This is a genomic window from Maribacter algarum (ex Zhang et al. 2020) (genome assembly GCF_005885635.1).
In the GTDB taxonomy this organism is placed as follows: domain Bacteria; phylum Bacteroidota; class Bacteroidia; order Flavobacteriales; family Flavobacteriaceae; genus Maribacter_C; species Maribacter_C algarum.
In genome coordinates, this window is the sequence record NZ_VATY01000001.1 from 1047006 (window position 1) to 1059801 (window position 12796).

10 protein-coding genes are annotated in these 12796 nt (G+C 36.8%); 9 read left to right on the forward strand and 1 reads right to left on the reverse strand.

All coding sequences use genetic code 11. From position 1 onward, the window contains the following. Positions 1-17 precede the first annotated feature (17 nt). From FEE95_RS04480 to FEE95_RS04515, 8 genes are all read left to right on the forward strand, one after another. The gene (locus FEE95_RS04480) at positions 18-1094 is read left to right on the forward strand and encodes a sensor histidine kinase (RefSeq protein WP_138656623.1); all 1077 of its coding nucleotides are present in this window, start codon (positions 18-20) and stop codon (positions 1092-1094) included. A gap of 22 nt (positions 1095-1116) precedes the next feature. Continuing rightward, the gene (locus FEE95_RS04485) at positions 1117-1875 is read left to right on the forward strand and encodes a LytR/AlgR family response regulator transcription factor (RefSeq protein ID WP_138656624.1); all 759 of its coding nucleotides are present in this window, start codon (positions 1117-1119) and stop codon (positions 1873-1875) included. A 309-nt stretch (positions 1876-2184) separates the two neighbouring features. Then, on the forward strand, positions 2185-2727 hold the full coding sequence (locus FEE95_RS04490) for an RNA polymerase sigma factor (RefSeq protein ID WP_138656625.1): 543 nt from the start codon (positions 2185-2187) through the stop codon (positions 2725-2727). Positions 2728-2737: 10 nt separating this feature from the next. Then, the gene (locus FEE95_RS04495) at positions 2738-3145 is read left to right on the forward strand and encodes a hypothetical protein (protein WP_138656626.1); all 408 of its coding nucleotides are present in this window, start codon (positions 2738-2740) and stop codon (positions 3143-3145) included. Between the two features lie 93 nt (positions 3146-3238). Next, positions 3239-3844 carry a TetR/AcrR family transcriptional regulator gene (locus FEE95_RS04500; RefSeq protein WP_138656627.1) on the forward strand — a complete coding sequence of 202 codons (606 nt, stop codon included), beginning with the start codon at positions 3239-3241 and terminating at the stop codon, positions 3842-3844. 1 nt (position 3845) lies between these two features. After that, entirely contained in the window at positions 3846-5195 is a 1350-nt protein-coding gene (locus FEE95_RS04505) for a TolC family protein (protein WP_138656628.1), read from the forward strand. A 29-nt stretch (positions 5196-5224) separates the two neighbouring features. Further along, positions 5225-6406, forward strand: a complete 1182-nt coding sequence (locus FEE95_RS04510) for an efflux RND transporter periplasmic adaptor subunit (protein WP_138656629.1) — start codon at positions 5225-5227, stop codon at positions 6404-6406. Next, a complete protein-coding gene (locus FEE95_RS04515; protein ID WP_138656630.1) occupies positions 6399-9959 on the forward strand; it encodes an efflux RND transporter permease subunit in 3561 nt (1186 codons plus the stop codon). The genes FEE95_RS04510 and FEE95_RS04515 overlap by 8 nt, the downstream gene beginning before the upstream one ends. Before the next feature lie 33 nt (positions 9960-9992). On the opposite strand, the gene FEE95_RS04520 is transcribed toward FEE95_RS04515, so the two are convergent. Next, complete coding sequence (locus FEE95_RS04520) at positions 9993-10748, reverse strand: DUF4184 family protein (RefSeq protein ID WP_138656631.1); 756 nt, start codon at positions 10746-10748, stop codon at positions 9993-9995. Between the two features lie 284 nt (positions 10749-11032). Between FEE95_RS04520 and aspS the strand changes: the two genes are divergently transcribed. Further along, a complete protein-coding gene (gene aspS, locus FEE95_RS04525) occupies positions 11033-12781 on the forward strand; it encodes an aspartate--tRNA ligase (protein ID WP_138656632.1) in 1749 nt (582 codons plus the stop codon). Positions 12782-12796: the final 15 nt, after the last annotated feature.

The window sequence follows — 12796 nt, forward strand, 5'->3', positions numbered from 1 at the left end:
TTATTGTTCTAAAATATATGTTTAAGAAAAAGAAAGTACAGAAGTTTTTATTTCGTTGGTTAGTAGTAAATGTGGTGTTCTTTCTTGTGAAAGCCACCATGGAGAGCGAATACAATGAACTAAATGGGTTGCTCTCCACGCCCACTATTTATTATTACTGTACTACTTTTTTTCTGTTTATGGTTACATGGGAGAGTAATGACTGGCTTATAGCTAAACAGTTGAAAAAAGGTGGATTAGACTTAAAAAGCAGTTTTCAAATATTGGTCAAATCGATGGCTGTTTTAATTCCTTTTAGTGCTTTATTTTATTATTTGGCATTATACCCTTTTCAAGATGTTATTGGTCATCAAACAGATGACCAATTTATTTGCTTTGTTCGTGATATGCTGCGAGCCACACTACTTGGGCTTGCCACAATCTCCTTTAATTTGTTTTATCATGCCATGAAACAGCGTGATGAGATGACAAAAAAATTAGAAGATTTGCAAAAAGAAATGTTAGTCTCGAAGTATGCTTCCTTAAAGAACCAAATTAGCCCTCATTTTTTATTTAATAGTTTGAACACCTTGACTTCATTAATGTATGAGGATCGCGATATGGCATCTGATTTTTTATCAAGATTAGCCGCAAGTTATCGCTATATACTAGAGAATACGGAAGAAGATTTGGTGAGTTTGAGCAAGGAGTTAAACTTCCTAGATTCCTATATCTTTATGATGAATGTTCGTCATGATGGCGCATTAAAAATAGAAATGGACATTAAAGTTGATGTGGAAGAATTTTTGGTGCCAACCTTATCTTTACAAATGTTAGTTGAAAACGCTTTAAAACATAACTATTATTCCAAAGAAAAACCCCTTAACATCAGAATTGCATCTGTAGGTAAAATAGGTATTGTGGTTGAAAATACATTGAAGAAACGAATTAACGAAGAAGTATCCACCGAACTTGGGCATAAGAACATCCAGAAACGTTATTCTTTTTACACCAATCAAGAGATGACCATTGAAACAGAAACTGATCTTTTTAGAGTAACGATGCCTCTATTGCATAAAGACATCAAGAAAGTTAAGGTTTTGTCAGTTTCTTAAGTATCAAAATGTACAAGAAGAATTGAAAGCAGTTATCATAGAAGACGAAAGTATTGCCTCAAGAAGGCTGGCAAATTTAGTTGCCGAAATTGCTCCTGAAATAGAAATTGAAGCGCAACTTACCTCTGTGCAAAGTGGTCTTAAGTGGTTTGAATTAAATACTTTACCACAATTGATTTTCTTAGATATTCAATTGAATGATGGTTACGGATTCGATATTTTGGATAAGCTTGAGAATCATCCTCCTATAATATTTACGACAGCTTATAATGAATATGCTGTTCGTGGATTTAAATATAACGGACTTGACTATTTACTAAAACCTATTGACAAGAATGATCTGCAAGTTGCGTTAAATAAATTTCGAAAAAGCAAAGGTCAAGCTACGGAGGCAATAGCTTCAGATAAGCTTGAACAATTCAAAAACTTATTTAATAAGGAATACAAGCACCGCTTTATGGTCAAAGTGGGAAATCAATTTAAATCATTTAATGTTGAAGATATCGCATTCTTTAAATCACATGAAGGATTGATTTTTCTTTACACCCATTTAGGACAATCCTATCCAGTTGAATATACAATTGATCAATTAGAAAATATATTGAACCCTGTTCAATTTTTCAGAATAAACAGAAAGTTCATGGTTTCTGTGCAGTCGGTAACCGAAATTCATTCTTATTTTAACAGTCGCCTGTTGTTAAAACTTATACCAAAGGAAAAAGAGCAGGTCATAGTTTCAAGAGAACGAACAACGAATTTTAAAAGGTGGTTAGATATGTGAGAACTTCTGAAAAGAAGTTTTTTATATTTCTGTATGAAAGCTACTTTGATTGTCTTTCGCTAAAGTCGCTTTTTTCAATTGACAACCGAACTTCAATTGTTGGCTCTTTCAACATACTTGAAAACCCCTCAATGTCTTCTTAACCTGTAAAATAAATGCCCTGTAAAAAATGTGCAAATTTTATTCTTACTTGAAACATCTTTATTGTTACAAATAAGATAAATATCGAAAAGAAAATACCATAAAAATGCAATCGTTTACAAATTTGTCGTCTTTATTATTGAAGATCGATCAAAAAGTAATTCTTGAATGGTTTCTGACACAGAAAACTATAAAAAACTAAAAACCTTTTTTAATGATGAATATCATTCATTAAGAATATACACGCAATCAAGAATTGATGATGCGTCAGACCGTGATGCCGAAGATATTGTACAAGATGTTGCTTTAAAATTGTTCTCAAGACCTGATACTGCTTCGCCAATTCATAACATTGCAGGGTTTGTCTATAATTCAATTCGAAATAGGATAATAGATATCATGAGAACAAAAAAAGACCAAATTAATATCGAAACCGATATGGAGGTAAAACTAATGGAGTTCACAGAATTGTTTTATGGAAAATCGGACAACGGGTATTCCGACGATATGAAAAGGGAGCTTAAAAAAGCGATTATCAATTTAAAACCCACATATCGAAATATTATTAAAGCCATTGATTTCGAGGGGTTCAATTATAACGAACTGTCTTTGGAAACCGGCATTCCCAAAGGAACTCTAATGTCACAACGCCACAGAGCAATTGCAATACTGTTTAAAGAATTAGAAACAAAAAAGGAAACAAAAAATTAAAATTATACTTATGAAAGAATATGTAGAACATCAAGTAAAAGACAAAACCGAAAAATTCTTCCGCGGAGCTTTTAAAGTAATTTTTATGATTATTGCAGCCATAGCATTTCTGTTGTTGTTCGGTTATGGGTTTATGCTTTTATGGAATTGGCTAATGCCAGAAGTTTTTGGGCTACCGAACTTAAGTTATTGGCAAGGTGTTGGAATACTAGTAATGGCAAAGTTATTGTTTGGAAATTTTGAGGGCAAGGGCCATAAAAAACATTCTAAAAAAGGGCGCAAACATTTCAGAAGCAAGATGAACGATGCTTGCAAAAGTGATTTTTCCAAATGGGAATTTTATGATGAATTCTGGGAAGAAGAAGGAGAGAAAGCATTTAACGATTACATTGAGCGTCAGAAAAATGATGTGCAATGATACTTATCATCTGATATGTTAAAAAAATGTAAAACTTAGGAAACTTTAAATGTTTTTAAAGTTTCCTGTCCTATATTTGCCGTCCAAAACGTCATGAAGGAAAAGATTTTACATAAAGCGACGGATATGTTTTTGACCCTCGGGTTCAAGAGTGTTACAATGGACGACATTGCGAACGGGATGGGTATTTCCAAAAAAACCATTTATGCACATTTCGAGAATAAAACCAAATTGGTTGAGGAATGTACTAATAACTTGTTTGAGGTTATTTCAACTGGAATAGACCAGATTTGCGCTTTGGAAAAAAATCCTATCAAAGAACTTTATGAAATTAAGAAGTTCGTAATGATGCATTTAAAAGATGAAAAATCATCGCCACAGTACCAACTTCAAAAATACTATCCTAAAATATATGAAGCTCTGAAAGTAAAAGAATATGAGGTGATGTTGGTATGTGTTGTTGACAATATCAAAAGGGGGTTAGACCTTGGTATTTATAGACCTAATCTTGATGTTGATTTTGTTTCACGCATCTATTATTCTGGAGTTTTTGCTATTAAGGATAATACCCTTTTCCCAAACACCGAATTCAAAATGACCACATTGGAAGATTATCTTTTAGAGTACCATCTTCGAGGAATAGTTACTCCAAAGGGAAGAAAAATATTAAACTCAATCATCAATTCAAATCAAGAATAGTATGCGCAACCACGTTTTAACCTTCCTAATTATATGTATTGCGAGCATTGGATATGCACAGGAAGAAGTAACCAATACGGATAGCTTTACGCTGCAAGAAGCAATCAGTTTTGCACTTGAGAATAACTATAGTGCCATAAATGCAGATCGTGACCTAATCGATGCTAAAAAACAAAAATGGGAAACTATAGCTACAGGTCTTCCTCAGATTACAGGTGCGGTTGGTTATCAAAATCAATTGAAACAGCCCGTTTCTTTGATTCCAGCCGAATTTGCGGGTGGTGAGCCAGGCGAATTTGTGCCTATTGTATTTGGACAAGCCCAACAGGCAAATGCAACTGCAACCTTGAGGCAACAAATTTTTGATGGATCCTATATTGTTGGAGTACAAGCAACTAAGGCTTTCCTAAGTTATAGTCAAAATAACAAGGAGAAAACAGACTTGGAAGTTCGCAAAGCTGTCACCGAAGCTTATGGCAATGTACTACTTGCAGAAGAAAGTGTTACCATTTTTGAAAAGAATAAGGAAAACCTAGAAAAGAACCTATTTGAAACCACCAAAATCTATGAAAATGGATTGGGAGATGAAGAAAGTGTAGAACAACTTCAAATCACTTTATCGTCAGTTGACAACCAATTGAAGAATGCCATTCGTCTAAAAGGAATTACGTTGCAAATGTTGAATTTAGTAATGGGTATCGCTATTGATGCTCCCACCAAACTAGAGGAAAATTTAGATGATTTGGCACAAAGACAAATTGATTTTGGTCTTTTAGAATCAGAATTTAATATGGAAAACAATGTAGACTTCAAATTGGCTACAAATTTAAATCAACAGCGCTACTACGAATGGAAGCTGGCTAAAAGTCGAGCCTTGCCCACATTGAACTCTTTTGTAAACTATGGTACCGCCGGATTCGCGGATAACTTCAACTTCTTTAGCAGTGACCAACAATGGTTCGATTCATCGGTTTTAGGATTTGATTTAAGTATTCCCATTTTCAGCTCCGGCCGGAGAAGTGCAGGCACGGCAAGAGCTAAAATAGCGTTGGAGAAAGCCAAAACGCAATTGAGTGAAGCCGAAGAACAAATTCGATTGCAACTTGAAAGTTCTAAAAGCAATTATATTTTGGCTATTGAGCAATATGAAACTGCCAAAAGCAATCTTAACCTTGCAGAAAGAATAGAGAACAAAAATCAAATCAAATATGCCGAAGGTTTAGCCAGTAGTTTCGAGCTACGCCAAGCACAAACCCAGTTATACGATGCCCAACAAACGTACTTACAAAGTATGGTTGAGGTCATCAATAAGAAAACAGAGTTGGAGACTATTATAAACAACAAATCCTAAGAAAAACATCAATCCTAAATACTATCAACATGAAAAAAATAATCTATACCCTTATTGCAGTTGTTGCACTGGCAGCTTGTGGAGATCCTAGTGAAAAATCTGTCAGTGATTTAATCGCGCAAGGTGATTTGGAAACCCTTCGTGCTAAAAAGATAGCAATCTCAGAACAGCAAAGAGCGATAGAAAAAGACCTTCAACTATTGGATTCTGTTATTGCGGCAAAATCTGGTATTGAAAAACTTCCTTTGGTAACCATTTTGACCGCCAAGGGTGAAAAATTTGATCACTTTTTAGAATTACAAGGTGATGTAAAAACAAAGCAGAATGTATTAATCTATCCTGAAATGGCTGGAACGCTACAGCGTGTTTATGTAAAGGAAGGGCAAAGAGTACAGAAAGGGCAACTTTTGGCATCAATTGATGATGGCGGAATGAGTAGCCAGGTATCACAATTGAAAACTCAAGCGGAACTAGCAAAAACGACTTTTGAGCGACAAAAACGTTTATGGGAACAAAAGATAGGTTCTGAAATACAATATCTTCAGGCGAAATCGAGCTACGAGGCTACCGAAAATGCAGTGAAGCAAGCTCAGAGCCAACTGGGTAAATCAACCATTCGGGCACCTTTCTCAGGTATTATAGATGATGTTATTAAAGATCAAGGTACGGTTGTAGCACCCGGTCCCGGGGCAGAGGTATTCCGTATAGTAAATCTTTCTGATATGTATATTACGGTTGATGTTCCTGAAAACAACCTAGGTGGTATTTCAAAAGGTAAAGAGGCTAAGGTATATTTTCCTGTACTTGGAGATACAGTTATTTCAAAAATACGCCAGACAGGTAACTTTATTAACCCTAGTAACAGAGCATTTAGTGTTGAAATTCCTGTTCCGAATAAAAAAGGGAATATAAAGCCTAATCTATCTGCCCGTGTTAGTTTGAACGATTACAGCAATGATAATGCTATTCTAATTCCGCAGGGAATTATTTCTGAAAATGCAGATGGAGAGCAGTACGTTTATGTAGCCTCAGAGCCAAATGATAACAAGGCCGTGGCAACAAGAAGAATAATCCAAACTGGAAAAACCCAGGGAAGTTTGGTAGAGGCACTTTCAGGAATTAATGATGGTGACCTTTTGATTAAAGAAGGCGCCCGAACTGTAAAGGAAGGTCAAAATGTCCAGATTTTAAAAACTGAGAGCGATGAGTAAACAGAAAAAGAACGCCAATAAGGAATTCAAAGTAGCATCGTGGGCTATTGATAATCCCTCGGTAATTTTTGTGATGATAGCTATCCTTTTATGGGTGGGTTTTTCAGCATACCAGTCTATGCCGAGAGAGGATTATCCTGAGATAGTGGAAACCAAGGTTTATGTAAGTACACCATATCCTGGAAACACAGCTGAGGACATTGAACGTTTGATAACCGACCCCTTAGAGGATAGATTGAAAAACGTAAGTAATGTTGTCGAAACAAGTTCTACTTCGCAGGAAGATTATTCCATTATAACTGTAGAATTCGATGAAGATATTACGGTTGAGCAAGCAAAGCAAAAGGTAAAGGATGAAGTAGATACAGAAAAGTCCAGTGAAGACTGGCCCACTTTCAACGGAGCTAAAGTAGAACCGAATATTTTCGATTTAAACCTAGCAGAATCGTTTCCGATTATGAACGTCAATTTCACAGGAGACTATCCTGTTGAAAAACTAAAAGACTATGCAGAATATCTAGAGGAAGAGATTGAAAACCTTCCGCAAATCAAACAAGTTGATATTCGAGGAGCTCAAAAGAAAGAAGTTGAAGTAGCCGTTGATGTGTACAAAATGATGGCTGCGAAAGTCAGCTTTCAAGATGTTATTAGCTCCATAGGGAATGGTAATATGACAATGTCTGCAGGAAATATTAAAACCAGTGAGCAACGCAGAACAATTCGAGTTTTAGGTGAGATTCAAGACCCACAGGAGCTTAATGAATTTGTGGTTAAGTCTGAGAATGGTGCCGTATACCTGAAAGACATTGCAACGGTAACTTTTGATGAAGAAGACAAAACCACCTTTGCAAGAGAGTTTGGTGAAAGTGTCGTTATGCTTGATATAAAAAAGCGTTCTGGAACAAATACAATTGCAGCCACACAGGAGATTAGAGCGCTTGTAAAGAAAGCTCAAGCAGAGTATTATCCTGCAGATTTAAATATTTCAATTGCCAACGATTCGTCTGATAGAACATTAAATCAAGTTGATGACTTGGTGAACAGCATAATCTTCGGAATCATTTTAGTAGTAACCGTTTTGATGTTTTTCCTCGGATTTCGAAATGCCTTGTTTGTTGGGTTTGCAATTCCGATGTCAATGTTCATCTCTTTTTTCGTCTTAAATACTTTAGGACTGCTCATTGACAGCCTTAGTTTCACCCTGAATACGATGGTATTATTCGGAATGATTATGGGTCTAGGTATGCTTGTGGATAATGGTATCGTGGTCGTCGAAAATGTCTATCGTTTAATGAGTGAGGGAATATCAAGAACCGAGGCTGCTAAAAAAGGTATTGGAGAAATTGCAGTACCTATTATCATATCAACAGTGACTACTGTTGCCGCCTTTGTCCCTCTCGGATTATGGCCTGGACTTTTCGGTCAGTTCATGATTTATTTCCCAGTTACACTGTCTGTTGTGTTAGGTTCATCGCTATTTGTGGCTCTATTTATGAATTCGATGCTTGTTTCCCAGTATATGGAAATTGGTGACAAAGAGATTAGTCGTAAAGGTCTCATTAGAACATCAGCTATCGTTGGGGGTCTTGGGTTACTAATACTTTTCGTTGGAGGGCCTGCTAGAGGATTGGGCACAGTCATGATTTTTACAGCGCTCATGCTATGGGCCTATAAATATGTTATCAAAGGATTGGCCAACAGTTTTCAGAACAAGATAATGCCGCGTTTTGAAGATTGGTATGAACGTCGAATTAAACATGCATTACGCGGTGGAAATGTGTATTGGTACTTTGGAGTCACTGTCGTACTACTATTGGTTACCTTTATGTTGTTTGGGATGTCGATAGGCTCAGGAAGAACCAAAATTGAGTTCTTTCCAGAGAACAGTCCGAATGAAGTATATGTGTATATTGAATATCCAGAAGGCACATCCATCGAGAAAACAAATACAATTACCAAGGCCATTGAAGATAGGGTTTACAAGGTTGTAGCCCGTGAGAAGTATAAAAGGGATGCCGATTACAATTACTTGGTAGAATCTGCAGTATCACAAGTTGGTGAAGGTGCTGGTAACCCACAAACGGATGGTGGCTCGTCTTCTGAAATGCCACATCGTGGAAAAGTAACCGTTTCAATGCGGGAATTTAAATACCGAAACGGATTAGATACCGAAGAACTCCGCGGAGCAATTCAAAAAGACCTGACAGGTATCTATCCAGGAGTTTCCATTTCGGTTGAAAAACTCAATGAAGGTCCTCCAGCAGGATACCCTGTAAACATTGAAATACAAGGCAAAGACTATGATGAATTAATTGCAACGGCAGAAGATATTCGCAATTATTTGAATGGCAAGAATATTCCCTTTATTGAAGAATTGAAGATTAACGTAAACAAGAGCAAGCCCTCAATGCAAGTAGTAGTTGATAGACAAAAAGCGGGAGAGCTAGGTGTTGCTGTGGGGCAAGTTGGAAATCAGTTACGACGTTCACTATTTGGCGAAAAAGCAGGTGTGTTCAAACAAGATGGTGAAGATTACGACATCAATGTTCGTTTTAATAGCGACTTGCGTTTTGATAAAAATGCACTCTTTAATCAAAACATCATTTTCAGAGACCAAGCTTCTGGGCAAATTAAAGAGATTCCAGTTTCTGCAGTAGCATCACAGAGAAATTCATCTGGCTTTAGCTCTATTAAACATCGCAATGGTAATCGTGTTGTTACCGTCTACTCTGGACTTACCGCCGGTGGAAACCCTGCAGAAGTAGTAGGCAATGTCATCAAAGAAATGGAAAATTTCAAAGGCATACCTGACACCGTAAAAGTAGATTATACCGGCGAAATCGAAGAGCAAAACAAACAGTTAAACTTTTTGGTAGGTGCTTTTTTCGGAGGCCTAGCATTAATTATGCTCATATTGATTTTCCAATTCGGAGGGATTTCAAAACCCCTAATCATAATGATTGCCATCTTCTTGAGTTTCATAGGAGTTTTCGGTGGACTGATGATAACAGGCTGGTCTTTCGTTATTATGATGACGATGATGGGTATTATTTCCCTTGCGGGAATCGTGGTAAACAATGGTGTTGTTCTCTTGGATTATACCCAAATTCTCATCGACCGTAAAAAGGTAAAACTAGACCTTGATGATAAAGATTTATTATCTATGAAAGATGTTACCAAAGTAATAACCAAAGCGGGGAAGGCGAGGTTACGACCAGTAATATTAACGGCCATTACAACTGTACTTGGGCTAATTCCTTTAGCCATAGGATTGAATATTGATTTCGCATCATTGGTTACGGAGTTTAACCCTAAAATTTATTTTGGAGGTGATAATGTTGTTTTCTGGGGGCCATTGGCTTGGACGGTGATATTCGGACTTATCGTGGCTACTTTCTTGACCTTGATTATTGTACCCGTACTTTTTAATATAACTTATCGAATAAAAACAAAAGTTCGAAGGTGGAGAAAACCTGAAATGAATCTGGGAGAAGAACTCATAAAACCAAACGAGGAATATGAAGTTTTGCCCAAGACTGGCACTTCTGATTAGCAACTAATAAGCTCAGACCTCTGGTTTGAGCTTTTATTTTAAAAAATTACGAGTCAATTTCGTAACCTTATTTTCAGGTTTATTTAGGATAAACAAACTTGATGAAATAAGTAGTCCTAACAAAAACCCAGCACATAGGAATACGATGCGATTTGTAAACGTCGAATAATCTGCAGCATCATATCTAAAAAAATACAAGGCAATGGTAGTCACAATGACTAGCAGCCAATAAACACTAAATTCAATTTTAGTAGTTTGAGTCTTTACTGTAAATCGTTTCATCTTAGAAATGAAATGAATAATTGCCCAAGCCCCAAAAAGGCTAAAAGCATATTGTAGAATATGAAATAACGGTATTTGAAAGTAGGTGTACTTCATTAAGGGTAAAAGCTCAACAAAAAAACCATTTTTATGGGTAAAAGAATCCCACACCAGATGACTAATATTACCAATCAAAATTGAAACAATAATCTTAAAATAGTTCAACTTCAAATACACAAGCCAATTAAAAGTCAAAAAAGGTGTAAATCGTGAGCGAAAAAAAGGCGGTAGATGTAAAATAAGTTGATTTCTTACAATCAAATGATAAAGTGTAATGGTTAAAATAGCAGTGGGAACATTCAACCAAAACATGGGCAAAATGGAGTGCCCATGAATGACTTCTGCTTCAAGACGTATAAAGAACTCGAAATCGGGTACCATGCTACCCATAATCAATCCTGAAACGGATAAAATGCGGGATTTTAATAGTGGGGTAATAATCGCTGGGTGGGAACCTGTAAATGGCATTAATAGTAATTTTCTTGAATTCTTAAAACTTGTCAATTAAGAATTTGGAATTCATTTGACATCTATCCTTTACTAACGAGGCATTGCCTCTTTTATTCTATAATTTTTTCTTACTTTTTAATGACTCTAGCTCCTTAATTACCTAAAAGTTAAATATCATTTTAATTAACCGGTATCTTATCAAAACCAACTTTTATCTTGACTTCATTTTTAATTATTAAAGCAAACAAATAAAACCAAGATAAATACTTCTTAAATTTGTCGCTTCAAAAAGAAATAAAATCATGTACAGAAGCCATAATTGCGGAGAATTGCGCGAATCACATATCAATCAAAAAGTAACTTTATCAGGCTGGGTACATAAAACCAGAGATAAAGGCTTTGTCGCATGGGTAGATTTACGTGATCGTTATGGTATTACACAACTGGTTTTTGATGAAGACCGTACCTCTTCAAAACTATTGGAGCAAGCTAGAAGCTTGGGTCGTGAATTTGTAGTTCAAGTGAATGGTGAGGTGATTCAAAGAGCCTCAAAAAATCCAAACATCCCGACAGGAAATATTGAAGTTTTGGTGGAAGAGGTTATTGTTTTGAATGAATCTAAAACACCTCCTTTTACCATTGAAGATGAAACTGATGGTGGTGAAGATATTCGTATGAAATATCGTTATTTAGACATCCGAAGAAATCCTGTAAAAGAGAATTTGATATTTAGGTCGAAAGTAGCTATTGAGGTTCGAAAGTATCTTTCGGAAGAAGGTTTTATCGAGGTGGAGACTCCTGTTTTAATAAAATCAACCCCAGAAGGAGCCCGTGATTTTGTAGTGCCAAGCCGTATGAACGAGGGTCAATTTTATGCGCTACCGCAATCGCCACAGACATTTAAGCAATTGCTTATGGTCGGTGGTTTGGACAAATATTTTCAGATTGTAAAATGTTTTAGAGATGAAGATTTACGAGCTGACCGTCAGCCAGAATTCACGCAGATCGACTGTGAAATGGCATTTGTAGAGCAGGAAGATATTCTAAATGCTTTTGAAGGATTGACGAAACATCTCTTGAAGGAAATCAAAGGAGTTGACATCGAGTCATTCCCAAGAATAACCTTTGACGAAGCCATGAAACGCTTCGGAAATGACAAACCAGACATTCGCTTCGGAATGGAATTTGGCGAGTTAAACGAAGTAGCACAGCACAAAGATTTCAATGTTTTCAATTCCGCGGAATTGGTAGTTGGGATAGCTGTCCCAGGAGGGAATTCATACACCCGAAAAGAAATCGACAAACTTACTGACTGGGTAAAACGACCACAAGTCGGAGCCTTGGGAATGGTCTATTCAAGATGTAATGATGATGGAAGCTTTAAATCATCTGTCGACAAATTTTATGACCAAGAAGACTTGGCCAAATGGGCAGACGTTACAGGCGCAAAAGCAGGAGATTTAATCTGCGTACTTTCCGGAGACCAAAACAAAGTAAGAACGCAACTAAGTGCTTTGCGAATGGAATTGGCAGAACGTTTAGGTTTAAGAAACCCTGAGGAGTTCGCACCTCTATGGGTTATTGATTTTCCATTGCTGGAGTTGGATGAGGAGACAGGCCATTATCATGCCATGCACCATCCATTTACCTCTCCAAAACCTGGTCAACTTGAGCTTTTAGATTCTGACCCAGGAGCAGTGAGAGCAAATGCCTATGATTTAGTTTTAAACGGAAACGAAATCGGCGGAGGCTCAATTCGTATTCACGATAAAGAAATTCAAAGTACCATGTTCAAGCACCTTGGTTTCACTCCCGAAGAAGCGAAAGCACAATTTGGTTTCTTGATGGATGCTTTTCAATATGGAGCACCACCTCATGGAGGGATTGCCTTTGGTTTAGATAGATTGGTTGCCATTCTGGGTGGACAAGAAACCATTCGCGATTTTATAGCCTTCCCAAAAAACAATAGTGGGCGTGATGTAATGATTGATGCGCCAGCTCCAATAGACAAGGAGCAGTTGAAGGAATTGAATTTGAAACTGGACATCTAAGTTCTACACATCCCA